The organism is Acidovorax radicis (assembly GCF_020510705.1).
GTDB lineage: Bacteria > Pseudomonadota > Gammaproteobacteria > Burkholderiales > Burkholderiaceae_C > Acidovorax > Acidovorax radicis_A.
Genome location: NZ_CP075184.1, coordinates 3,130,802 through 3,154,112, shown reverse-complemented (window position 1 = coordinate 3,154,112; position 23,311 = coordinate 3,130,802). Strand labels below are relative to the sequence as shown.

Here is a 23,311-nt window from a genome sequence, read left to right as displayed (position 1 = left end):
GGCTCCTAGGCTTTAGCGGCGTTTTTTGGCAGGTGTGCCACCGCGGCGCACGGGCGATGCTGGTGCTGCACGGCGTTTGCCTGCATTGGATGCGTGGGCTTGCGCAGGCCGCACCGGCAAATACACCACCACATGCTGCCCCAGCTTGAAGGCTGCATTCGGGCGCACGTCGTTCCAGTCGGCCACGCTGGCAGTCGCCAGTTTGTAGCGCCGCGCTATGCTGGCCACCGTTTCGCCTTTGCCTGCGCGCACCGTCGTGCGGCGGGTAACGACTTCAGGGGTGAAGGCCACCTGGCCGTTGTCTGCCAGATGTGACGAAACATCCTGGCGCGTGGTGGCGTTGCGTGGAATCATGAGCGCCGAGCCGGCCTTGATCAGCATGCGCGGCGGGATGTTGTTCAGGGTGCGCAGATCGGTTTCACTCATGCCCACCCGCTGGGCGGCGTCAGCCACCGTCATGGTGGACGGCACCGACCAGACCGTCCAGCTGGCGTACTGGCCTTCGCGGCGGGCCTCCAGGTTGCGCTGGAACACCTTGGCGTTGTCCCAGGGCAGCAGAACCTGCGGGGTGCCTGCGGCCAGGATCACCGGTCGCTTGAACGACGGGTTGAGTGCGCGGAAATCGTCCTCCCGGATGCCTGCCAGTGATGCCACCAGTGCCACGTCGATGTCATGTGTGATGTCGACCGTCTGGAAGTACGGGTGGTTTTCTATCAGCGGCAGCTCGGTGTTGAAGGCGTCGGGGTTGGCCACGATGTTCTTGACCGCTTGCAGCTTGGGGACATACATGCGGGTTTCGGCCGGCATGTTGAGTTCTGCGTAGCTCGTGCCCAGGCCCAGCTTCTGGTTGCGCGCAATGGCCCGGCTCACGCTGCCTTCGCCCCAGTTGTAGGCGGCCAGGGCCAGGTGCCAGTCGCCAAACATGCCGTAGAGCTTTTGCAGGTAGTCCAGCGCGGCGCGGGTGGATGCCAGCACGTCACGGCGATCATCGCGGAAAGCGTTTTGCTTCAGATCGAAGTAGTTGCCCGTGGCGGGCATGAACTGCCACATCCCGGCCGCCTTGGCGCTGGAGATCGCCTGGGGGTTGAAGGCGCTCTCGATATAGGGCAGCAGCGCCAGCTCGGTGGGCATGCCACGGCGCTCGAGCTCTTCAACAATGTGGAACAGGTATTTGCTGGAGCGCTCGGTCATGCGCTGCATGTAGTCGGGTCGGGTGGCGTACCACTGCTCGCGATCCTGCACCAGTTCGTGCTGGAGATCTGGCATGGCAAAGCCCCTGCGGATACGGTCCCACAGGTCGGCCGGGGCCGATAACGAGGCCACGCCCCCGCCGCCCGCGTGTGTCGCCATGATGGGCTTGAGCGGCCCATTGGGAATGATGGGTTTGTGGGAGGAGGGGGTGTCTTGGCCCGAGGTGACGGGATTGGCGGCTGGGTCTTGCAACGATCCCGTCGTGGCGCAGCCCGTGAGCCAGAGAACACCGGCCAGGCACGCAATGTGCAAAATTTTCATCGAAACTCGTTTTTCCATTGACGCAGTGCGGCCAATACCGCCACCGCGTCGTCTTGATGTACCTGCGCGTCAAAAGTATGGGCAGCCTGGGCTACCGTGTTTTGCCGCACGCGCAGGAAGGGGTTGATCTGCCGCTCCAGCGCCATGTTCGATGGCAGTGTAGGCAGGTTCTGGGACCGCTGGGTCTCGCAATCGCTGTGGTAGTGGAGCAGTGTGGCGTTGCCGGGTTCCACGGTACGCGCAAATTTCAGGTTGGACAGCGTGTATTCATGCGCACAGCACACCCGCGTGTCGCCAGGCAGGGCGGCCAATTGATCCAGCGAGTCGAGCATTTGGGCAGGCGTGCCCTCAAACAGCCGCCCGCACCCGCCCGAAAACAGCGTATCGCCACAAAACAGGAGGGGCGTGCCATCCATGTCGGCGCAGTAATACGCAATATGGTCGGCAGTGTGACCGGGCACGTCGATAACTTCGAACCGCAGCCCCAGGGTTTCCACCACGTCGTGTGCGCCGAGCGCGACCACAGGCTGGGGAATAAGTTCGCGCGCCGGGCCATATACGCGCGCACCGGTTGCGTTGCGCAAGGCATCGACCCCGCCGACATGATCTGCATGGTGGTGCGTGACTAGAATGGCCTGCAGCTGCAGCCCCAGGTGTTGCAGCGCCTGCACGACGGGCGTGGCATCGCCCGGATCGACGACCACGGCCTGGTGGCCATCGTGCAGCATCCAGATGTAGTTGTCGGTAAAGGCGGGCAGCGGTAGCAAGTTCATGAGCGATCAAATTATAGGTTTGCACCACTGGTTTGCCTCCGCCCCGGGCCAGTACCTGCTGGCGTGGGAGCAGGCTCGGTGTGATGAGGCGGTGGCTGACATCTTTGGCTATCACAGCCTGCAGCTTGGTTTGCCGATGCTCGATGGCCTGCGAACAAACCGCATGCCTCACCAATGGCTGGCCCTGGGCGCCGACGAGGCGGGTTCACCCGGCTCTGCGGTGGCGGGCCATGATATGTCTGGCTGTGGGCAGAGGTGCCATGTGGTGGACTTGTTTGCCGATCCGGTGGCGCTGCCCTTTGCAGAGGCGAGCCTTGATCTGGTGGTGTTGCCCCATACCCTGGAGTTGAGCATTGACCCGCATGCGGCGTTGCGCGAGGTAGTGCGTGTGCTGGTGCCCGAGGGGCGCGTGGTCATCAGTGGCTTGAATCCCGCCAGCCTGTGGGGGCTGCGCCAGCGGCGGGCGCGTATTTACCAGCGTCTGGGAGGCAACAGCCTGTATTTGCCGGATGTGGGGGAGTTCATTGGCTACCGGCGGCTGCGTGACTGGTTGCAGCTTCTGAGCTTTGAGGTCGAGTCGGCCCACTTTGGCTGTTATCGTCCTGCCGTGCGCAGCGCCCATTGGTTGGAGCGGTTTGGCTGGATGGACCGGCTGGGCGACAAATGGTGGCCTATTTTTGGAGCCGCCTATTTTCTGGTGGCGGTCAAAAGAGTGCATGGAATGCGTCTGCTGGAGCCCGCCTGGCGCAACAATCGCCAGCGATCCGCGGCCACAGTGCCCGTGGCCAACCGGGCGCATGCATCCCACGTGCCGTCCGTCCGCGCGATCGGCTCGGCGGGAGCAGGCCGGTCCGTCATAGAGCGCAATCACCACGTTAGAAAAAGCAGCGAATAGCTGGCGGATGGGGGCGGGTCGTGTCGAGACACGTTTCCCGAACCCGTGCGCCGTGAATCAAAACGTCAGGAACACAGTTTGAACCAGGTAGAGATATACACAGATGGCGCCTGCAAGGGCAACCCGGGGCCGGGTGGATGGGGCGTGGTATTGCGCTCGGGAGCGACCGAAAAAGAGCTTTTCGGCGGTGAGCTGGGCACTACCAACAACCGCATGGAGCTTTTGGCGGTGATTGAGGCGCTCTCGGCGCTCAAGCGGCCGTGTGCCGTGACGCTGTTTCTGGACAGCGAATATGTGCGCAAGGGCATCACCGAGTGGATCCACGGCTGGAAGGCCCGGGGCTGGCGGACAGCGTCCAAGCAGCCTGTCAAGAACGTTGAGCTGTGGCAGCGCCTGGATGCCTTGGTCAGCACAGGGGGGCATCGCATCGAGTGGCGCTGGGTCAAGGGCCATTCAGGGGACCCGGGCAACGAGCGTGCGGACGGGCTGGCCAATCGGGGTGTGGACAAGGCTCTCGGGCGCGCATGACCGCATGACTGTGTGACCGTGGTCCCGTGGGGCCAGCGGCGCCGAGCGGCACCCTGGCGGCATCTTGGATGCAGGCCGTCTGGCAAGCGGCTCATGGGCTATGTTTCCCCTTGGGTTGCGACAACAAGAGCCATGGGCGTGACGGCGGGCGCCGCTGTTGCGGGCCCCTTCAGCGGGGCGGCGCCAGCAGGGTTTGCATCGCCTCGACCAGCGCTTGTAGCGTCTGCGGCCGCACCAGGCGCGCCACTTCCTTGCCGTCCTGCAAGAACACCAGCGTTGGCCAGAGCTTCACGCCAAAGCTGCGACCCAGGCGCTGGCCGGGGCCATCTTCCACCTTGATGTGGGCCACGTCGGCATGACCCTGAAGTGCCTGCTCGATCAGTGGCTGGGCACGCTGGCAGTGGCCGCACCACGGGGTGCCGAACTCGACCACCGTGGCGCCCGCCATGCGGTCTAGGTCGTCGCGCGACGGGGGCTGAGCGAGGTGTTGGGCGGCGTAGGGCATAGGTGCGACGATTTCAGCAGGAATGCAAAGAGATATCGATTGTGCTGCGCGTCACCTACGGCGCATGCAACTGGCGCGTCCCCCGCCAGGGACGCCGAGCAAGGGCCGCCCCGCAGCGAGGGCGTCGTCCCCCTGGGGGATGGCGCGCAGCGACACAGGGGGCTCAAATCACCCCGTCAAACACCATCACATCCACCGCATCGCCCACCGCCACATTCCCCTGGCCGTGGTGCAGCACGATGAGCCCGTTGGCCTGCACCATGGAGCTGAGCACACCCGAGCCCTGGTTGCCTGTGGTGCGCACTTGCAGTGTGCCGTCAGCAGCGGTGGTGACCAGGCCTCGCTGGTATTCGGTGCGGCCGGGCTTTTTGCGCATGGGCTCGGTGCTGATGGCACGCAGCAGCGGGGGCGCCGTGCGGGTGTTGCCCATCATGCGCAGCAGGGCGGGGCGCACAAAGGCCAGAAAGGTCACCATCACCGCCACCGGGTTGCCGGGCAAGCCGAACAACACCGCGCCGCTGTGGGCCCGGTTAGTATCATTTTGATAGCTGCTTGCGCTTGATGAATAAGCGCTAGAGGCCAATTTTGCTTGATTTTCTGTGGTGGCAATGCGCCCCACCGCCATGGGGCGCCCAGGCCGCATGGCGATGCGCCAGAAGGCCACGTCGCCCAGTTTTTTCATCATGGTGCGGGTGTGGTCGGCCTCGCCCACACTCACGCCGCCGCTGGTGATGATGGCGTCGGCCTGCTGCGCCGCCTGGCGAAAGGCGGCTTCGAGCAGCGCGGGCTCGTCGCGCACCACGCCCAGGTCAATCACCTCCACCCCCAGCCGCGTGAGCAGGCCGAACACGGTGTAGCGGTTGCTGTCGTACACAGCGCCTTCGCGGGGGGCCTCGCCCAGGCTCAGGATCTCATCGCCGGTGGAGAAATACGCCACGCGCAGGCGGCGGTACACCGTGACGGTGGGTAGGCCCAGGCTGGCCACCAGGCCCAGGGCGGCAGGTGTCAGCAGCTCGCCACGGGCCAGGGCCACGCGGCCTTCCATGATGTCTTCGCCCTTGAAGCGGCGGTTGTCTCCGGTGCGCAGCACATCGGCTGCGATGGTGATGTGGCCGTCAGCTGTGGCGGTGGTGAACTCTTGCGGCACCACGGTGTCGAGCCCGGTGGGCATGATGGCGCCGGTCATGATCTTCACGCATTCGCCCGCTGCCACCGTGCCCGCCCAGGCTTTGCCCGCCAGTGCCGTGCCGACCACGCGCAGCGTGAGCGGCTGCCCGGCCACCAGCTGGGCGCCTGCCAACGCATAGCCATCCATGGCCGAGTTGTCGTGGGGCGGCACGCTGACGGGCGAGATCACGTCCTGCGCCAGCACGCGGCCCAGCGCGCTGAACAGGGGTAGCGCCTCAGTGGCGGTGACGGGCTCAACCAGCCGGTCCAGAAACTGGTTCACATCGGCGGCGCTCAGGGCCTGCGGGTCGTAGCCTTGCAGCTCGGCGGCAATCTGGGCAATGGTTTTCATGGGTGGAGTTTGCTTGAAGTCAGTGGGAGAGCAGCCGCACCATGTGCAGCTTGTCGTAGCCCACGCCATCCACCACGATGGCGTTGGGCAGCAGGCCCCAGGCGCGGAACCCTGCCTGCTCGTACAGGCGCACCACGTGCTGGTTGGAGGCGGTGACGGTGAGCACCAGCTGGGTCAGCCCCGGCACCTGGCTGGCGGCCTGCACGCAGGCATCCACCAGCATCCGGCCAACGCCCCGGCGCTGCGCAGCAGGCGACACCATCATGCCCACTACCACCGCGCAGTGGCGCTGTTTGGTGCGTTGCTCGCGCTCGCAGCCCAGGCAGCCGAGCAGCTGGCCTGTAGCGTCGAACGCGCCCAGGAAAAACTGGCCGGACTCCAGCGCGCCAAAACGCGCCACATACTCGCTGGCATCGCGGCCCACGGAGGATTCATAGTCCGAGGTGAACGCATCCGGCGCCGTGCGCAGTGCCTCGTCGCGCAGCGCCTTGTACGCCACCGCGTCTGCGGCGACCAGGGGGCGGATCTGCACCGCGCCAGCGTCCACCGGGGTGCGACTGCTCATGGGGTTTGCGCGCAGGTCAAGCCCGCGGTGCACTGCTGCTCTCCAGCGCGTGCAGCTCGGCCAGCGTGTTGGCGTTGAAGAAGGCCTGGGGGTCGTCGCCCGGCTGGTCAAACGGAACGATGGCGCAGCGGTGCTGGCCCGTCCAAGCGTCGATCTTGCGGCCACCGGCCTGGGTGAAGGCGACCAGGCTTTCGAGCAGGTCCACGCGCAGCAGGCAGAACACGGGCTGCGGGCGCACGGTGACCTGGCCCTTGCCATCGTCTTCGGGGGCTGCGGCCATGGCAATGTCGGCGCCCTCGGCGTCTGCGGCTGCGGCCAGGCGCTGGGCCAGGTCCAGCGGAAACAGCGGGGTGTCGCAGGGCACCGTCAGCAGCCAGGGGGTCTCGCAGCGCTCCAGCCCGGTCAGAAAGCCCGCCAGGGGCCCGGCGTAGTCACTCAACACGTCCGGCCACACCGGCGTGCCAAAGGCCTCGTAGGCCGCCAGATTGCGGTTGGCATTGAGCATGGTGGCGCCGGTCTGCATCTGCAGCCGCATCAGCGTGTGCAACGCCAGCGGCAGGCCGCGAAAGTTCTGCAGGCCTTTGTCCACCCCGCCCATGCGGGAGCCGCGGCCACCGGCGAGGACCAGGCCGGTGATGTCGTTGGATTCAATCATTCGTGATCTTCAAAGGAACTTCGACTTGCGCTTTCTGTGGCCTTGGAACCGACGCGGCCCAGGCCAGTGCGCCCGTGGAACTGGCTTTGCCAGGCCACTGGGTGCGTCCCCCTCCCGCGCAGCGAGAGAGGGGGAAGGCGCCGAAGGCGACTCAGGGGGAGCTTCACCTCATCCGCCGATGTAGCTCATCTCGACGCGGCGTGCGCCTTGCCCGGTATCCGCCGGCAGGCTGCTGCGCAGCTCCGAATACCGGTCGTTGCGCTGCTGCCAGATGGGGGCGATGGCCGAGGCAATCTCTGCATCGTTGGCGCCACCGCGCAGCAGGCTGCGCAGGTCGTAGCCCTGGCTGGCAAACAGGCACAGGTAGAGCTTGCCTTCGGTGGACAGGCGCGCGCGGTTGCAGTCGTGGCAGAAGGCCTGGGTCACGCTGCTGATCACGCCCACCTCGCCCAGCGCGGGGTCGTGTTGACCCTGGGCGTTGGCGTAGCCCCAGCGCTCGGCGGTTTCGCCGGGGCTGCTCGGGCTGAGCTGCACCAGCGGCAGCTCGGCGCGCAGGCGTTCAATCAGTTCGGCCGAGGGCAGCACTTCGTCCATGCGCCAGCCGTTGGTGGCGCCCACGTCCATGTATTCGATGAAGCGCAGCGTGGTGCCCGTGCCGCGAAAGTGCCGCGCCATGGGCAAAATTTCGTGGTCGTTGGTGCCGCGCTTGACCACCATGTTGACCTTGATGTGCGACAGGCCTGCCGCATGAGCGGCCTCGATGCCCGCCAGCACGTCGGCCACCGGAAAGTCCACATCGTTCATGCGGCGAAAGACTGCATCGTCCAGGCCGTCCAGGCTCACGGTCACGCGGTTCAGGCCTGCGTCCTTCAAGGCCTTGGCCTTGCGCGCGAGCAAGGATCCGTTGGTGGTGAGCGTGAGGTCGGGTGCCACGCCGTCCACCGTGCGCAATTGAGCCAGTTGCGCCACCAGGTCTTCGAGGTTCTTGCGCAGCAGGGGCTCGCCACCGGTCAGGCGGATCTTGCGCACGCCGTGCGCCAGAAACAGCCGCGCCAGCCGCGTAATCTCTTCAAAGCTCAGCAGGGCGCCATGCGGCAGGTAGGGGTAGTCCTTGTCGAACACTTCCTTGGGCATGCAGTAGTTGCAGCGGAAGTTGCAGCGGTCCGTCACGCTGATGCGCAGGTCGCGCAAGGGACGCCCCAACGTGTCGATCAACTGGCCCGATGGCGCCAGCATATGCGTGGGGACTCGCGCCGCCAAAGCGGCGATGCGTTCGTCCACCAGAGGAATCACACGTTCAGCCATGGTGCGATTTTGCCGCATGGGCCCATGGCTTAGGGACAAGACCCTGTGTGGAAAGTTGATCGCAGTCAATTTGCATCAAGGCGATGGTTTGAAGCACGGAGCGCCACCCCGTAGCAACCCTTTGACGTGGAGCAAGACGGCGAAATGCTGCGTCGCAACAATGCACCATCCGATTTCAGAAGGTTTCCCATGTCTGTTCGTGAATTTTCAGCCGCTGTCATGCCATGCCAACGCCGGGTGGTGGTGCAGTGGATGGCGGCGGGCGTTCTGTTGCCCACCTGGTCCGGGGCTGCGCAGGCACAGATCAGCCTGTCCGGGGCCATCAACTATGCCGGCTGGTTTCGTGCCTTGTCGCAGCGCATGGCAAAAGCCTATTGTCAGCAATACCTGCAGGTGTTGCCTGCGGCCGCCGTGGATGTGATGGGCCAGGCCCGCAAGCGGGCCTTGTCGGGCTCGGCGGAGCTGGCCAAGGGACTGCAGTCGGGCCAGTGGCCCGCCGAGGTGGGGCGCCAGCTGGACGAGGTGCAAAAGCAGTTTGCGCTGATTAACCAGCTCACGACGGCCCCGGCCACGCGCACGGCGATGGTGGTGGCCGCGTCCGATCAGGCGGACCGTACGCTGCTCATCGCCCAGGCCGTGACCGACAACATCGAGAAGATGGCACAGGTACCCAGCGCACGCCTGGTGGGCCTGGCGGGCCGCCAGCGCATGCTCTCGCAGCGGTTGGCCAAAAACTACTTTCTGAGCGCGGCCAAGGTGGAGTCCAAGCTGGTGCAGGCGCAGCTCGCTTCTGACGCCGCAGATTTTCGCCAGGCGCTGCTCACACTGAAAGCTGCCCCGGTCTCTACCCCCGCCATTCGCAACGAACTCGAACTGGCCGACTCGCAATGGCTGTTTTTTGACGCCGCGTTGCGCCGCCCGGCCGATGCCGCAGGCCTGGGCGCGGTGGCGACCACCAGCGAACGCCTGCTGGATGTGATGGACAAGCTCACGGGCTTGTATGACGCGGCCCTGCGCGAGGTGTTGGGCTGAGAAGTTGAGAAACGGAGAGGCTGGGAGCGCCAAAAAAAGGGTACGGGGCTGCCTGCAAGGCCAGGCACTCATGGACCAGCGGGATCACCCGGTCTGGCATGGGGGAAATCCGTTCGCGGGGTGGGGGTGTGCAAGCGCGCATGTGCCGTGGTGCCGTGTTTTCTTACTCCTGCCTGCGTATGTTCTGCAGCTGTTTCGCTGCACCTCGTCAAAAAGCGGCACAGCATCAAGGTGCTCCGGCTGAACGGTTCGAAATCCTGGGGCTGGAATATTTAAGAACACGTTCTTAGCAGCGGCCGTTTGGCGCATTCGCCGGGGGCTGGCCCGTGTTTCGGATGGCGGTGCTGTAGACCCATCTTTGGGATTGAGCGGGCGCGAGGCCCTTTCACAGCCATAAGATACGAGGCTCAGCACCTGTTCAGGGCCTGGGCTGGAAGGCTGCGGGCACACACCAGTCCTGCATGGAGGCTGTGGCGGCAAGTGCAGCGGTGTAGCGGGTGCAGGACAACTCGCGGCGTCAGGAGGGGATTCGTATGAACTGCATCAACAGGGCGTGGGCCGCACATGGGCCCGAACTGCGCCATTGGGCGCGCCACCGGATGAGTGACTCCGCCGAAGTCGATGATCTGATGCAGGATCTGTTTCTGCGGGCATTGCGCCAGGGCGAGCGGTTTTGCTCGGTGCACAACGCGCGTGCCTGGCTGTTTGAGGTGGCGCGCAACATGCTGGCCGATCGTCTGCGGGTTGCGCGCACCATGGTGGAGCTCCCCGACGATCTGGTGGCTTTCGACGAGGAATTCGACAGCGTGGACAGCCTCACCGCGTGCCTTCCACGTGTGCTTTCCGAACTCCAGCCCGAAGACCGCGAAGCCATCGTCCTCTGCGATTTGCAGGGAATGAGCCAGGCGGACTTTGCGGAAAAGGCCGGGTTGGGGCTGAGCGCCGCCAAGTCCAGGGTGCAGCGTGCGCGGCAGCGCCTGAAGGCGCGGATGACCCAGGCCTGCCAGGTGACCCTCGATGCGCGCGGGCATGTCGAAGATTTCGTACCCAGGAATCCCGCCAAATAGTGGTGATAGTTTGTGCGTCTTTTCGGCGCGTGTTCCGTCTTCACTGGTATGAACAAGCTGTCTACACCCATTAAGCCTTGGCCACTGCGCCGCCCGAGCGCCTTTTTGGCCCTGGCTGCGGTGGCGTGGCTCGCGCTCTACCAGTTGCTGATCCCGGCATCTGAAGTGTTGGTGGCCTCTTTGCCGGTGGATCGCGCCAGCCACCTGGGCGGCGCATTGCAGTTTTTCTTCTACGACACCCCCAAGGTGTTGATGTTGCTGACGGGTGTGGTGTTCGTCATGGGGATGATCAACAGCTACTTCACCCCGGAGCGCACGCGCGCATTGCTGGCAGGCCGTACCGAGGGCGTGGCCAACGTCATGGCCGCCAGCCTGGGGGTGGTCACGCCGTTTTGTTCCTGCTCTGCGGTTCCGCTCTTTATTGGATTCGTGCAGGCAGGGGTGCCGCTGGGAGTGACGTTCTCGTTCCTGATCTCGGCGCCCATGGTGAACGAGGTCGCGCTCACCTTGCTTTTTGGCCTGTTTGGCTGGAAGGTGGCTTTGCTGTACCTGGGGCTGGGGTTGTGCGTGGCCATTGTTGCCGGTTGGGTCATAGGCCGCCTGAAGATGGAAGCCTACCTGGAGGACTGGGTGCGCGACATGCCCCGCACATCGGCTGCCTTCGAAGCGTCTGGCATGGCGCTGGCTGACCGCGTTCAGGGTGGCTTCAACGCCGTGCGCGACATTGTGGGCAAGGTCTGGCCGTACATCCTTGCGGGCATTGCGCTGGGCGCACTCATCCATGGTTATGTACCAGAGGACTTCATGGCCAGCTTCATGGGCAAGGATGCCTGGTGGTCGGTACCGCTGGCGGTGGTGATGGGCGTGCCGATGTACACCAATGCTGCGGGAGTGATTCCTATCGTTCAGGCGCTGCTGGCCAAGGGCGCTGCATTGGGCACGGTGCTGGCTTTCATGATGAGCGTGATTGCCTTGTCGTTGCCCGAGATGATCATCCTGCGCAAGGTGCTGAAAGTGCGTTTGATCGCGACCTTTGTAGCGGTGGTGGCCAGCGGAATTTTGCTGGTGGGATATGTGTTTAACACGGTGTTGTGACGCACGCCGCGCCGCTGAATCGATTCATATTTCTGAGGAGTGAAGACACCATGGACATCAAGGTACTGGGCACTGGTTGTGCCAATTGCAAGAACACGATAGCGCTGATCGACCAGGTTTCCAAAAGCCATGGTGTCAGTATCACGCTGCAAAAGGTCGAAGACCTGCGCGACATCATGGGCTACGGAATCATGAGCACGCCAGGGGTGGTCATTGATGGCAAGGTGGTGCATGCTGGCGGCGTGCCCAGCCGTGACACGGTGGAGCAATGGTTTGTTGCTGCCGGTGCTGCTTGATCTGAAGGCACGCTGCGGCATGCGGCTGTGCTGACCTTGGCTGCAGACGCCTTGGTGTCGCTGGGCGTTGTGCCGGCTGGCGCACTGTATTGGTGACCAGGATGGACGCGGATCGACTTCTTCAACACGCCACACAGCCATCGCACGATGGCTGCGATATCGACCATGTCACCTCACAAGCGGGGAGGGTGCCCTTCACTAACCCGTGCAGCCGCGTGTGACGGTATCCGTGCTTTCGCGAATCGTAGAGGCTGGTTACACGCAGCGGCCGCCGTCCACTTCAATGCACACGCCGTTGATGAATGAAGCTTCGTCGCTGGCGAGGTACAGCGCCGCGTTGGCCACGTCGAGTGCCGTGGAGAAGCGGCCCAGCGGGATGGTGGCCAGGAACTTGGCGCGGCGCGTTTCATCCACCGGGCCACCCGCAAACTCGGCGGCCAGGCCCGTGTCGGGGTTGAACACGGGGTTGATGCAGTTCACGCGGATATTTTCGGGGCCCAGTTCGGCGGCCATGGACTTGCTGGTGATGATGACGGCGCCCTTGGAGCCGTTGTACCAGGTCAGCCCCGGGCGGGGACGCAGCCCGGCGGTGGACGCGATGTTGATGATGCTGCCGCCACCCGCCTTGCGCAGCGCGGGCACGGCGTGGATGGCCGACAGGTAGATGCTCTTCATGTTGATGGCATAGACCTTGTCGAATTCGTCCTCGCTCACTTCCAGCATCGGGCGGTTGCGGTGTGTCCAGCCCGCGTTGTTCACCACCACGTCGAGCTGGCCGTACAGGCGCACGGCTTCATCGACCAGGGCCTTGACCTCGGCGGACTTCGTCACGTCGGCCTTGAAGAAGGCGGCTGTGCCGCCGGCTGCCGTGATCTCGGCCACCACACGCTGGCCACCGGCCTCGTTGATGTCGTTGACGATGACCTTGCCGCCCTCAGCGGCCAGGCGTTTGGCAATGCCTTCGCCAATGCCGTTGCCAGCGCCAGTGACGATGATGGATTTGTTCTGTGCACGCATGAATGTCTCCGGTGATTGATTCAAATTTGATAGCTGCTAGTGCTTATGAATAAAGCGCTAGCGGCATATTTCACTCAATTTTTGTGGCTGCGGCTTGCTCCGCAACCTTGGCGGCTTGTGGCGCACGGCCGTAGAACTGGGGGAAAAACTCTTTCACGCCTTGGCCGTTGAAGTCCCACCCCGTGCACTGACCCAGATGGCGCGGCGGCTCATCCGGGTTTGCGGACGAAAACACCGCAGGGACTGACTGGAAAGCCGCTGTGGCCAGGTTGAACAGCAGCTCGCGCAGGTGGGTGCAGCTGGCCACGCCGCCCAGATGCTTCTGGATGGCCTGGCGCCAGCCGCGCGCCATGCTGCAGCCCACCATCAGCTGCAGTGCGGCCTGGGCCTCGGTGCAGCCCTTGAGCGGATGAGAATCCATGGCCACGTCAATGGCCTGTACCACCAGTTGGCGGTTGACCGTGACGCGCAGCCACATGTGGTGGATGGGCTCGCCCGCCCGGCGCGTGCGGGCCGTGTCGCGGTGCGAGGGCGCGTCGTAGGCCTTGCTGTCGTGCAGCTCGCCTTCGATGTCCCACAGGCCATCGTCGCGTTCAAAGCCCTGGTAGTTCACCCGGCGGACGTGCTTGAGGGTGCGGGGTGCGGGGGGGCTCAGGGGCATGGAGAAATCAAAATCGTCGTACAGAAGGAGCAAAGATTAGCGGTGCACCACCGCGCTGTCGCGCACGGGCGTGACAGGTGGCATGTGACAGGCGCGGCTGCTGCGCCATCAACCGTATTTGATGGCGACCGTCTTCAGGGTCGTGAAGCCGTACAGCGCCTCAAAGCCCTTCTCGCGCCCGTAGCCGCTGGACTTGACGCCGCCAAACGGCAGTTCCACACCACCCGCCGCGCCGTAGTTGTTGATGAACACCTGCCCGCTGTGCACGCGTTTGGCCATGCGGAACTGGCGGGCGCCATCGCGCGTCCAGATGCCGGCCACCAGGCCGAATTGCGTGGCGTTGGCCAGCTCCACCGCGTGGTCCTCGTCCTGAAAGGCCATGGCGCTAAGCACGGGCCCAAACACTTCTTCCTGAGCCAGGCGGTGGTTCACCGGCACGTCGCGCAGCAAGGTGGGGGCCTGGTAGTAGCCGCCTTCGGGGGCTTCGTCCACCACCACGCCTTGGGCTACCATGGGGATGCCTGCGACCTGCGCGTCCGACAAAAAGTCCCACACGCGCTGCTGCTGCGTCTGGCGGATCAGCGGGCCCACATCCAGGTCCATGGCAGCGGGGCCCACGCGCAGCTTTTCAAACGCTTTGCCCAGGCGCTCCAGCAGCGGTTCATAAATCAGCGAGTCGATCAGCACGCGCGAGCCGGCCGAGCAGGTCTGCCCGGCGTTCTGCACGATGGCGTTGATGACCACGGGGATGGCGGCATCCAGGTCGGCGTCCGCAAAGATGATTTGCGGGCTTTTGCCGCCCAACTCCAGCGTCACGGGGCAGTGGCGCTCGGCAGCTACCTGCTGGATCAGCGTGCCGATCTTGGGGCTGCCGGTGAAGCTGATGTGGTCGATGCCGGGGTGGCGCGCCAGCGCGTCGCCCACTTCATGGCCGTAGCCGGTGACGATGTTGAGCGCACCTGCCGGAAAGCCCACCTCGGCCGCCAGCTGCGCCACGCGGATCAGTGAGAGGCAGGCGTCTTCGGCAGGCTTGACCACGCACACATTGCCCGCCGCCAGCGCGCCGCCCACGCTGCGGCCAAAGATCTGCATGGGGTAGTTCCAGGGGATGACGTGGCCCGTGACGCCATGGGGCTCGCGCCAGGTCAGCACGCTGTAGCCGTCGGGGTAGGGGATGGTCTCGCCGTGGAACTTGTCGCACGCACCGGCGTAGAACTCGAAATAGCGCGCCAGCGCCATCGCATCAGCGCGCGCCTGCTTGGTGGGCTTGCCACAGTCGCGCTGCTCCAGCGCCGTCAGCTCGTCGGCATGCTCCAGGATCTTGGCGGAGAGCTTTTGCAGCAGCCGGCCGCGCTCCACCGGGGCCAGCTTTTGCCACACCGCGTTGTAGCACTGGCGTGCTGCATGCACCGCCGCGTCGATGTCGTCGGCGTTGCTGCGCTGGATCTCGTCGAAGGGCTGGCCGTCGGACGGGTCGATCATGGCGATCGTGCGGCCCGAGGCGGACGGAACCGAGGCGTTGGCGATGAAGTTCAGTTGCATGGCCGTCATTTTGCCCGGAAATGGAATGTGTGCTTAGTATTTGAATTAAAAATGCCTATGGCGCTCGTAGATAGAGCGCTAATAGCTACATATTTGATAGTGAACCAATAACGATTGGCGCGCAGGGCGGCCTGGTGCAGAGTCCCCATCTCAGCGGTGCTGCATGCGCACCAGGTGGAGCGATTCCAGGTCCTTGAGGATATGTTCGGCGGTCTGGTGCGAGATCGCCAGCATCAGCCAGCTGGTGCCTCAATGGCGTGCCATATCAATATGTTTGCGCTGGCGCTGCAGTGTCACGAACCACCGCTGGTTTGCCATAAATACCACCATCAGGGCCAGCCCGGCGGCCGACGCCGCAAGCCATTGCATGGGTGACAGGGGCGAAAATTTGAACGGTTCTGCCAGCCACGGTACGGTGGTGATGGCTGTCAACGCGGCTAGCGTTCCGCCCAGCACCCACAGGCTGACGGGAGTGAGGCCCGTCCCCAGGCTGCGCCAGCGCGTTTGGTTGCTGCGGCTGGGCAGTATGAGTGCTGCGTTGGCAGTCACCAGCACCACAAAGGCTGCAGTGCTGGCAACACCCGCGTGCGCGGCGTTGCCCAACAGCCAGGCATACAGGCCTACAACGGCGATGGTGACCGCGCTGCCCTGCACCAGGCTCAGGAGGATGTGGCGGCGCGAGAGCAGTGGCTCATCCATCTTGCGTGGAGGCTGGTCCATGAGGTTGCGGGCGCCTTCCTCTGCCTCGAAGACGATGGAGCAGGCCGGGTCGATGACCAGCTCCAGAAACGCGATGTGCAAGGGCGCCAGTACGAGTGGCAGCCCGAACAGCACTGGCATCACCGCCAGGCCCACGATGGGGATGTGCACAGCCAGCGTGTAGACCATGGCCTGGCGCAGGTTGGCAAAGGTCTGCCGCCCCCGGTGGATGGCCTGCACGATGGCCGCAAAATCGTCGTGCAGCAATACCAGCGCCGCCGCTTCGCGGGCCACGTCGGTGCCGCGCTGCCCCATGGCGATGCCGATGTGGGCGGCCTTGAGGGCGGGGGCGTCGTTCACGCCGTCGCCCGTCATGGCCACCACCTCGCCCTGGGCCTTGAGGGCCTCGACCAGCGCCAGTTTCTGGTGCGGCTTGATACGGGCAAATACGCTGACCTGCCGGACCTTGTCGGCCAGCACCTCGGGGGGCAGACCCGCCAATTCATCGCCAGTGACCACGCTGTCGTGCGCGATGCCGGCCTGGGCCGCAATGGCGCGGGCGGTGCGCGGGTGGTCGCCGGTGATCATCACCACGCGGATGCCCGCCTGGCGGCATTGCGCAATGGCCTGGGGCACCTCAGGGCGCAGCGGGTCGGCCAGGGCTACCAGGCCCAGCCATTCAAGTTCAAAGTCGTGCTGGATGTCAGGCCAGGTGTCTTGTGCGCGGTGCCGGGCCTTTGCCACCCCGAGCACGCGCAGACCCCGGTCGGCGAGGCGGGCCGCCTGGGCACTCACGGCGGCGCGTTCGGCCTCGGGCAGGTGACACAGGTCAGCCACGGCTTCGGGCGCGCCTTTGGTGGCCACGGTGTCGTGCGCAGAGGTGCCGTCGCGCCACAGGTGGCTCATGGCCAGCAGCTGGGGAGACAGCTCGTATTCGCGCGCCAGCGACCATGCGGGGTGCAGGTGGTCGGTGCCCACCAGGTGGTCCGCCGCCATGCGGTGAAAGGCCTGCTCCATGGGGTCGTGTGGTTCGATCTCGCTGGCCAGCACGGCGTATTCGAGTAGCTCGTGGAAGGACTCTGGCAGCGCCGTGCCGCCTGTTTTGGCTACTTTTGCGGGCAGGTCCCGCACGTCCAGTTCCTCGCCAGCGATGCACAGTGCCGCCACCGCCATGCGGTTTTGCGTCAAGGTGCCCGTCTTGTCCACGCACAGCACGGTGGTCTGACCCAGCGTCTCGATGGCGTTGAGCCGCCGGGTTAGCACCTGCTGCGCTGCCAGGCGCCGCGCGGCCAGGGCCAGAAAGACGATCATGATCACCGGCAGCTCTTGGGGCAGAACCCCCATGGCCAGCGTGATGCCCGCCAGCACGGCCTGCAACCCGTCGCCGCGCAGGGCCCATAACAAGGCCACCAGCAGCGCGCACAGCGACAGGCCGATGAGCACCAGCCGGTGGGTGAGCCGCGCCATTTCTTCACGCAGCGGCGATGCCTGGAGCGCGATGGTGTCCAGCGATTGGCCGATGCGCCCCAGCTCGGTGTGGCGCCCCACGGCCGCCACCAGCAACTGGCCCTGGCCGCTGACCACCAGCGTACCGGCGAACACCTTGTCGGTCATCTGCTTGGCCACGGGTTCGGATTCACCCGTCAGCATCGACTCGTTGGTGGCCAGTTCGTGCGCCTGCAGCAGCGTGCCGTCGGCCGGTATGCGGTCGCCCTCGGCAATCATCAGCAGGTCTTCGCGGACCACATCGCGGCCCGCAATGCGCACCATGGTGCCGCCCCGCAGTGCCAGCGCACGGGGGCTGGAGAGGTCGCGCAAGGCGTTCAGCGCGTTGTCGGTGCGGCGCTCCTGCAGCACCGTGATCGCCATGATGATGACCACGAAGCCCAGCAGGATCATTGCCTCGTGCGCGTCGCCCATGGCGAGGTAAATGGCACCTGCACCCAGCAGGAGCAGGAACATGGGCTCGGTGACCACGTCCCAGGCCATGTCGCGCAGCGTGCGGCGCTGGCTGATACCCAGCTCGTTGGGGCCTTCTTCACGCAGGCGTTGGGCGGCCAGGGCCGGGTCGAGGCCGGTGGGGGAGTCGGTAGTTGGCATGTGGAGCGTGGGGCTGCGTTGCACGGACGGACGCAACGGTGCAATGGTTATACCAGCGCGCTGGTGTCTGCATCCCTGACGCAGAGCAGTGCGCCACACCCGGTTTCCATCCATCACACCTCGCACATCACAAAGTCCGCTTTGCCCACATTGCACTCGGGGCACCGCCAGCTGTCGGGCACATCCACCCACGGGGTGCCCGGCGCGATGCCGTCATCGGGCAAGCCAGCCGCTTCGTCATAGATCCAGCCGCAAACCACACACATATAGATTTTCATGGGCCCACCCCGGACGTTGTGTCTGCTGCGGCTCAGTCGTCATCATGGTGTCGGTTGCGCTCGCTGGAGAGGCCGCTGGCTAACAGACCATTGGGCGACTGTTGCCACTCCCAGGCGCCAAAGGCCAGCACAGCGATCAGCAGCAGGGCGGCCAGCCAGGTGCGGTTCTTGGGGACCAAGTCAGGTCCGGTGCCGTCGATCCGGCCCGTCAGCATGGGCAGTGCCTGGTTTTTGCGCCGCAGCACGCTAAGTCCGGCAATCAGTGCGAGGTGGGCCAGCACGACAAACAGCATGGCTTCACCAAAGAACTCATGCACGTCTTCAATCCAGTCGCCACCGAGCGCATCGCCCCAGTCGTTGTATGTGGCATAGCCGCTGAGGGTGATAGGCACCACCAGGGCCAGCAGCAACAGCACCGCCAGTGTCATCAGCAGGTTCTGGCTCTGCCGCCAGTTCACTTGCTGCAGCGAGCGCGCCTGGGGCAGGGTGCGCAGCCAGGCGGGTGCCCCCGCCAGCTTGCGCCACAGCAGGCCGAGGCGCGATGTGCGCGGACCAAAGAGGCCGTACAGCGCGCGAAACGCGAGCAGGCCCGCCATGGTGTAGCCCAGCGTGACGTGCAGCAGCCGCCAGTGTTCGCCATCGGCCGTGGCATAGGCGCCCGCGAAGCTCAGCGCAAACAGCCAGTGGAACATGCGCGTGGGCGCATCCGTGACCCGGCGGGTATGTGTTTTGGCGGGGGCTGGCTGTGCGGTGGCGTTGGCGGGGTGGATAGAAGGGGTGTTGGTAGGCATTGCACTCTCCTGGGCTTCAGTCGTTCCACGCGCGGCGCGAGCGGGCATTCAGCCCCGCAGGCATGCGCAGGTCGTGTTCGTCAAACTCCCCCCGGTCTGCGCCTGTGTGGCAGGCCGCGCAGTTGGCGGCGCTTTTCACGCTGGCGAGCTTCCAGGTGGCGGGTTCGATCTTTCGGTGCTTGTGCTCAAACCAGGCCGAGTGGGTGATGCGGTCCTCGGGCGGCTCCTCGTTCACCCGCTTGTAGGTGCCCGCGTGAGCTTGCAGCCATTGGTTGAGCTGGCGCACGGTGGTGGCGTCCAGCGATGCGTCGGTACCGTAGTGCTTGTCGAGACCCGCCATGACGCGGTTCCACGACGCTGCGGGCAGCAGACCGGGTGGGTAGGCGGTATGGCAGGCGGCACACTCTTGCGTATAGGCGCTGGGCACGTTGCGGGGCATGGCGCGCCCGCTGTCTGCATGGGCGCTGGGGAGCATCTGCAGGGCCAATATGCACAGGGCCGCGGCCATGGCGGCGGGGCGAATAGGGGCAGGTTTTTTCATACGCATGGCGGTTCAAGGCTTGAGGGCGTTCAGGTAGGCCAGCACATCGGCCTTTTCGATCGCTGTGCATTCACGGCTCAGCACGTCGTTGCAGTTGCGACGAAACCATTTGTCGACCTTGGCGGTGTCGGTGAAGGCCTTGGGGTTGAAGGCGGGGGCCAAGGGGGCTATCAATTTGCCGGTGCTGGCGTGTTTGCCTTGGCCGGTGGGGGGCGTGCCGTGGCATGAGGCACACGACCATTCGCTGCCATGGCGGGTAGTGAAAAGCAGCTTGCCTTTGTCGACATTGCCCGGGCTGCCCGCCTGCGCGCTCCAGTGCGCGAGCTGCTGGGCGGCAGTCGTGTCCGCCGCCTGGCTGTAGGTACTGGCGGATGCCCAGGCGCACAGTGCAGCGAGGGCCAAGGGACGAGTTCTGGTCATCGTGGTGTCCTTCCGAGGTGTTGTGGTGTGTTGTTGTGTGGTGTACCGCCATTGTTGAAACTGCAGCCTGAACAGGCCGTGAAAGCGCTGTTCATCGGCCATTCAGAATTTGCGCGGGACAATGCCTGCATGTTCTGGATGACCCACCGTGCGTTTGCAGGCCGCCACAATTTGCGTGGCGTGGCGGCCGCATGGGTCGTGAGCGTCTTCGCGCTGGCTGCACTGCCCGCCTCGGCCAGCGGCAAGGACGATCACGAACAGGCCCGGCAGGCCGTGCAGGCGGGCCAGGTCCTGCCATTGCCCGCGGTGCTGGAGCGCCTTCAACGCGAGGTGCCGGGCCAGGTGCTTGAAGTGGAGCTGGAGCAAAAGCAAAGTGGCTGGATCTATGAGATCAAGCTGCTGACCCCTGCGGGGCAGTTGACCAAGGTCAAGCTCGATGCACGCACGGCCGAGGTGCTGCGCATCAAACCGCGCGACGATCACCACCCGGCCCGCGAAAATCGGTAAAAGCAGGCAGCCTCACTACTGACACCCCTCCATGCGCATCCTTTTGGTAGAAGACGACACGTTGCTGCGCACCCAGTTGCGCACCGCTTTGCAAGGCGCGGGCTACACCGTCGAGGAAGCCGACAACGGTCGCGACGCGCAGTTCCTGGGCGACACCGAGGCGCTTGATGCCGTGGTGCTGGACCTGGGCTTGCCGGTGGTGGACGGGCTCACGGTGCTCAAGCGCTGGCGTGGCGAAGGGCGCAACATGCCGGTGCTGATCCTTACCGCGCGGGACAATTGGCATGAAAAGGTGGCCGGCATCGACGCGGGTGCCGACGATTACCTCACGAAGCCTTTTCATCTGGAAGAGCTGCTGGCGCGCCTGCGCGCGCTGATCCGCCGCGCCAGCGGCCAGGCGTCAGCGGTGCTGCAGTGTGGTGATCTGTTGCTCGATACCCGCAGCGGCCGCGTGACCTGCGCAGGCCAGCCGGTGGCGCTCACGGCACACGAATACAAGGTGCTGGACTACTTCATGCACCGCCCTGGCGTGCTGGTCTCGCGCGCAGAGCTGACCGAGCACATCTACGCGCAGGACTTTGACCGCGACTCCAACACCATCGAAGTGTTTGTGGGGCGCCTGCGCAAAAAACTGCCCGCAGCCTGTATCGAGACCGTGCGCGGCATGGGGTATCGGCTCGTGCCGCCATGAACCGGGGCAATGGCTTGCCAGCCGCGCCGCTGCACTGGTCTCGGTCCCTGCGGTTTCGGCTGCTGGCCGTGACGCTGGCGGGGGTGGCGGTGGCGGTGGCGGCAGCCGGCCTGGTGCTCAGTGGGTTGTTTCGTGAACATGTGCAGCGGCAGTTCGAGTTGGCGCTCGTGCAGCAGTTGGACCAGGTCACGGCACGGCTGGAATTTGATGCACAAGGCCAGCCAGCCATTGCGCCAGAGGCGTTGTCAGACCCCCGCTGGCTCAAGCCTTACTCGGGCCTTTACTGGCAGGTCGATGCCATGGCGCCCGACGGGCTGGGCAGAGCCGGGGTATTGCGTTCGCGCTCGCTGTGGGACACCAGCCTGGCTTTGCAGACCGATGCGCTGACCGATGGCGCGGTGCATGTTCACGAGGTGACGGGCCCGCAAGGCGCGCCTTTGCTGGTGCTGGAACGCACGGTGCGTGTTGCAGGGGAGGGGGCCGCGCGCTGGCGCCTGATCGTGGCGGCCGATCTGCAGGCCACGCAGGCGGCCACAGCGCAGTTCACACGCGTACTGGCGCTGTCGCTGGCGGTTTTGCTGGTGCTGCTGGCGCTGGCTGCCTGGGCCCAGGTCGGTGTGGGGCTCAGGCCTTTGAGGTCGCTGCAGCGCGGTTTGCAGGACGTGCAGCAGGCACGCACGACGCAACTGCAGGGCACCTTTCCGGCAGAGGTGCAGCCGCTGGTGGATGACTTCAATGCCGTGCTGGCCCGCAATGCCGAGGTGGTGGAGCGCGCACGCACCCAGGCGGGCAACCTGGCGCACGCCTTGAAAACGCCGCTCACGGTGATGGACCAGGCGGCACGTGCGCCATCGCACGGCCATCGCGCAGAGCTGGCTGGCCTGGTGCATGAGCAGGTTCAGGTGGCGCGCCGGCACATCGACTGGCACCTGGCGCGTTCACGGGTCGCTGCCTCTGCGCATTTGCCCGGGCAGAGCACGGCGCTGGAGCCCGTGGTGAGTGGTTTGGTGCGGGTGATGAACAAGGTGCATGCCGACAGGGGTGTGGACATCGCCATCGCGCTGCCCGAGACCCCACTGTTCTTTGCGGGCGAGGCGCAGGACTTGCAGGAAATGCTGGGCAACCTGCTGGACAACGCGTGCAAATGGGCGCGGCGCACCGTGCGCTTGCAGGTGCAAGCGTCGGCCGAAGGCGTCGATGGTCAGCCGCCCCAGCTCTTGGTGACGGTAGAAGACGATGGCCCTGGCATTGGCGCCAAGCAGCGCGCGCTGGCGCTGGAGCGGGGCGTGCGGCTGGATGAAACGGTGCCGGGCTCAGGACTGGGCCTTGCCATTGTGCAGGAGCTGGCGGCGATGTATGGCGGGCGGTTGGACCTGGAGCCTGCCGCACTGGGGGGGCTGCGTGTCGGGCTGGTGTTGCCTGCCGCGCGGGACGCGGCGTCATGAATCCGCCCAAGCGGCAAGACCGAACGGTTGGAGTGGCATCCGAGGAATGTAGCCAATCGGGTTAAATTGGGTTATGACGCTTGTTTAGCATGCGCTGATAGCTATTGTTTTAATAGTAATTGCTGTGCCTGATTGAAGGGCGGAGGCCGGGTTGTCGCCCCGGCGGGCGACTTACTTTCTTTTGCTTCGCCAAAAGAAAGTAAGCAAAAAAAAGGCGACCCCCAGTCTGCGACCCCTTCGCGGAGCGAAGGGGCAAACCTGCGTCGGTGCGGTTGCGGGGTGCGCCGTGGAACTCGCTTTGCGCTGCGCGCGCCGCTCGGACAACCACGGCGAGTTAGTTCACGAAGCATGGGCGCTTCGACGCCCATGCCACCCCACAACCGCCCCGCCACAGGCGCAGCCAGCAGGGGTGGGGTAGCCGAACATCCCAACATCCACACGGGCCATCGCTGCGCTCGGCCCCGTTTTGCGGGCGCAGGCGCCATGCGCTGCGCAGGCTGGGCCGAGCGCAGCGATGGCCCGTATGGATGTCCGGTTGCGGGTTCCCTTCAGGATGCGCCGAGGAGCGCAGCGGCCAGCGGATCAGGGCTCGCGATTGTTTGAGCGCAACGCAGTGGAGCGAGTTCGAGCGAGGCCCCGCTGGACGCGAGCACCGCAGGTTGCCCGCAGCGAAGCGAAGGGACGCAGCGTGTAGGGTCGCCTTTTCTTTGGTGACTTTCTTTTGGCGAAGCAAAAGAAAGCCACTGCGCCGCCGGGCGCACACCCCGGCCTCCGCCCTTCAATCAGGCACAGCCGTTACTATGAAAACAATAGCTACCAGCGCTTGACAGACAAGCGCCATAACCCAATTTAACCCGATTGGCTGCATCCCT

General features: G+C 65.0%; 24 protein-coding genes. 9 read left to right on the top strand and 15 right to left on the bottom strand.

Annotated features, from left to right (window positions below):
* Positions 1-12: 12 nt before the first annotated feature.
* Together KI609_RS14390 and gloB are read right to left on the bottom strand one after the other, a co-directional pair.
* Positions 13-1,512, bottom strand: a complete 1,500-nt coding sequence (locus tag KI609_RS14390; RefSeq protein WP_226444269.1) for a transglycosylase SLT domain-containing protein — start codon at positions 1,510-1,512, stop codon at positions 13-15.
* Positions 1,509-2,285, bottom strand: a complete 777-nt coding sequence (gene gloB, locus KI609_RS14385) for a hydroxyacylglutathione hydrolase (RefSeq protein ID WP_226444267.1) — start codon at positions 2,283-2,285, stop codon at positions 1,509-1,511. The genes KI609_RS14390 and gloB overlap by 4 nt, the downstream gene beginning before the upstream one ends.
* Between gloB and KI609_RS14380 the strand changes: the two genes are divergently transcribed.
* Positions 2,284-3,180: a class I SAM-dependent methyltransferase gene (locus tag KI609_RS14380; RefSeq protein WP_226444264.1), complete on the top strand. Its 897-nt coding sequence runs from the start codon at positions 2,284-2,286 to the stop codon at positions 3,178-3,180. The two genes, gloB and KI609_RS14380, sit on opposite strands and share 2 nt — an antisense overlap.
* 78 nt (positions 3,181-3,258) lie before the next feature.
* Positions 3,259-3,708: a ribonuclease HI gene (gene rnhA / locus KI609_RS14375; protein WP_226444261.1), complete on the top strand. Its 450-nt coding sequence runs from the start codon at positions 3,259-3,261 to the stop codon at positions 3,706-3,708.
* A gap of 169 nt (positions 3,709-3,877) precedes the next feature.
* On the opposite strand, the gene KI609_RS14370 is transcribed toward rnhA, so the two are convergent.
* The 5 genes from KI609_RS14370 to moaA all read right to left on the bottom strand — a co-directional run bounded on the left by KI609_RS14370 (position 3,878) and on the right by moaA (position 8,257).
* Positions 3,878-4,213, bottom strand: a complete 336-nt coding sequence (locus KI609_RS14370) for a thioredoxin family protein (RefSeq protein ID WP_226444259.1) — start codon at positions 4,211-4,213, stop codon at positions 3,878-3,880.
* A 163-nt stretch (positions 4,214-4,376) separates the two neighbouring features.
* On the bottom strand, positions 4,377-5,732 hold the full coding sequence (gene glp / locus KI609_RS14365) for a gephyrin-like molybdotransferase Glp (RefSeq protein WP_226444257.1): 1,356 nt from the start codon (positions 5,730-5,732) through the stop codon (positions 4,377-4,379).
* Positions 5,733-5,751: 19 nt separating this feature from the next.
* Positions 5,752-6,297, bottom strand: coding sequence for a GNAT family N-acetyltransferase (locus KI609_RS14360; protein WP_226444255.1), 546 nt, complete (start codon positions 6,295-6,297; stop codon positions 5,752-5,754).
* Positions 6,298-6,313: 16 nt separating this feature from the next.
* On the bottom strand, positions 6,314-6,952 hold the full coding sequence (mobA, locus tag KI609_RS14355; protein ID WP_226444253.1) for a molybdenum cofactor guanylyltransferase MobA: 639 nt from the start codon (positions 6,950-6,952) through the stop codon (positions 6,314-6,316).
* Positions 6,953-7,120: 168 nt separating this feature from the next.
* Positions 7,121-8,257 carry a GTP 3',8-cyclase MoaA gene (moaA, locus tag KI609_RS14350; RefSeq protein WP_226444251.1) on the bottom strand — a complete coding sequence of 379 codons (1,137 nt, stop codon included), beginning with the start codon at positions 8,255-8,257 and terminating at the stop codon, positions 7,121-7,123.
* A 189-nt stretch (positions 8,258-8,446) separates the two neighbouring features.
* On the opposite strand from moaA, the gene KI609_RS14345 reads away from it, so the two are divergent.
* From KI609_RS14345 to KI609_RS14330, 4 genes are all read left to right on the top strand, one after another.
* On the top strand, positions 8,447-9,289 hold the full coding sequence (locus KI609_RS14345; protein ID WP_226444249.1) for a type IV pili methyl-accepting chemotaxis transducer N-terminal domain-containing protein: 843 nt from the start codon (positions 8,447-8,449) through the stop codon (positions 9,287-9,289).
* A gap of 533 nt (positions 9,290-9,822) precedes the next feature.
* Positions 9,823-10,356 (top strand): sigma-70 family RNA polymerase sigma factor, encoded by a 534-nt coding sequence (locus tag KI609_RS14340; RefSeq protein ID WP_226444247.1) that lies wholly within the window; start codon positions 9,823-9,825, stop codon positions 10,354-10,356.
* Between the two features lie 48 nt (positions 10,357-10,404).
* The gene (locus KI609_RS14335; protein WP_226444245.1) at positions 10,405-11,451 is read left to right on the top strand and encodes a permease; all 1,047 of its coding nucleotides are present in this window, start codon (positions 10,405-10,407) and stop codon (positions 11,449-11,451) included.
* 50 nt (positions 11,452-11,501) lie between these two features.
* Positions 11,502-11,747, top strand: coding sequence for a thioredoxin family protein (locus KI609_RS14330; protein WP_226444243.1), 246 nt, complete (start codon positions 11,502-11,504; stop codon positions 11,745-11,747).
* A 255-nt stretch (positions 11,748-12,002) separates the two neighbouring features.
* On the opposite strand, the gene KI609_RS14325 is transcribed toward KI609_RS14330, so the two are convergent.
* From KI609_RS14325 to KI609_RS14290, 8 genes are all read right to left on the bottom strand, one after another.
* The gene (locus KI609_RS14325) at positions 12,003-12,764 is read right to left on the bottom strand and encodes an SDR family oxidoreductase (RefSeq protein WP_226444241.1); all 762 of its coding nucleotides are present in this window, start codon (positions 12,762-12,764) and stop codon (positions 12,003-12,005) included.
* Between the two features lie 70 nt (positions 12,765-12,834).
* Entirely contained in the window at positions 12,835-13,425 is a 591-nt protein-coding gene (locus KI609_RS14320) for a DUF2889 domain-containing protein (RefSeq protein ID WP_226444239.1), read from the bottom strand.
* Positions 13,426-13,533: 108 nt separating this feature from the next.
* A complete protein-coding gene (locus KI609_RS14315; RefSeq protein ID WP_226444237.1) occupies positions 13,534-14,967 on the bottom strand; it encodes an aldehyde dehydrogenase family protein in 1,434 nt (477 codons plus the stop codon).
* Between the two features lie 249 nt (positions 14,968-15,216).
* A complete protein-coding gene (locus KI609_RS14310) occupies positions 15,217-17,766 on the bottom strand; it encodes a cation-translocating P-type ATPase (RefSeq protein WP_226444235.1) in 2,550 nt (849 codons plus the stop codon).
* Between the two features lie 113 nt (positions 17,767-17,879).
* Positions 17,880-18,044: a rubredoxin gene (locus KI609_RS14305; RefSeq protein WP_226444233.1), complete on the bottom strand. Its 165-nt coding sequence runs from the start codon at positions 18,042-18,044 to the stop codon at positions 17,880-17,882.
* A gap of 32 nt (positions 18,045-18,076) precedes the next feature.
* The gene (locus KI609_RS14300) at positions 18,077-18,835 is read right to left on the bottom strand and encodes a cytochrome b/b6 domain-containing protein (RefSeq protein WP_226444231.1); all 759 of its coding nucleotides are present in this window, start codon (positions 18,833-18,835) and stop codon (positions 18,077-18,079) included.
* Positions 18,836-18,851: 16 nt separating this feature from the next.
* Positions 18,852-19,376 (bottom strand): diheme cytochrome c, encoded by a 525-nt coding sequence (locus KI609_RS14295; protein WP_226444229.1) that lies wholly within the window; start codon positions 19,374-19,376, stop codon positions 18,852-18,854.
* A 12-nt stretch (positions 19,377-19,388) separates the two neighbouring features.
* Entirely contained in the window at positions 19,389-19,796 is a 408-nt protein-coding gene (locus KI609_RS14290) for a DUF1924 domain-containing protein (RefSeq protein ID WP_226444227.1), read from the bottom strand.
* Between the two features lie 54 nt (positions 19,797-19,850).
* On the opposite strand from KI609_RS14290, the gene KI609_RS14285 reads away from it, so the two are divergent.
* From KI609_RS14285 to KI609_RS14275, 3 genes are read left to right on the top strand one after another with little or no spacing between them, the layout of a single operon-like run.
* Positions 19,851-20,303 (top strand): PepSY domain-containing protein, encoded by a 453-nt coding sequence (locus KI609_RS14285; RefSeq protein WP_319003107.1) that lies wholly within the window; start codon positions 19,851-19,853, stop codon positions 20,301-20,303.
* A gap of 31 nt (positions 20,304-20,334) precedes the next feature.
* Complete coding sequence (locus KI609_RS14280) at positions 20,335-20,994, top strand: response regulator transcription factor (RefSeq protein WP_226444225.1); 660 nt, start codon at positions 20,335-20,337, stop codon at positions 20,992-20,994.
* On the top strand, positions 20,991-22,439 hold the full coding sequence (locus KI609_RS14275) for a sensor histidine kinase (RefSeq protein ID WP_226444223.1): 1,449 nt from the start codon (positions 20,991-20,993) through the stop codon (positions 22,437-22,439). The genes KI609_RS14280 and KI609_RS14275 overlap by 4 nt, the downstream gene beginning before the upstream one ends.
* Positions 22,440-23,311: the final 872 nt, after the last annotated feature.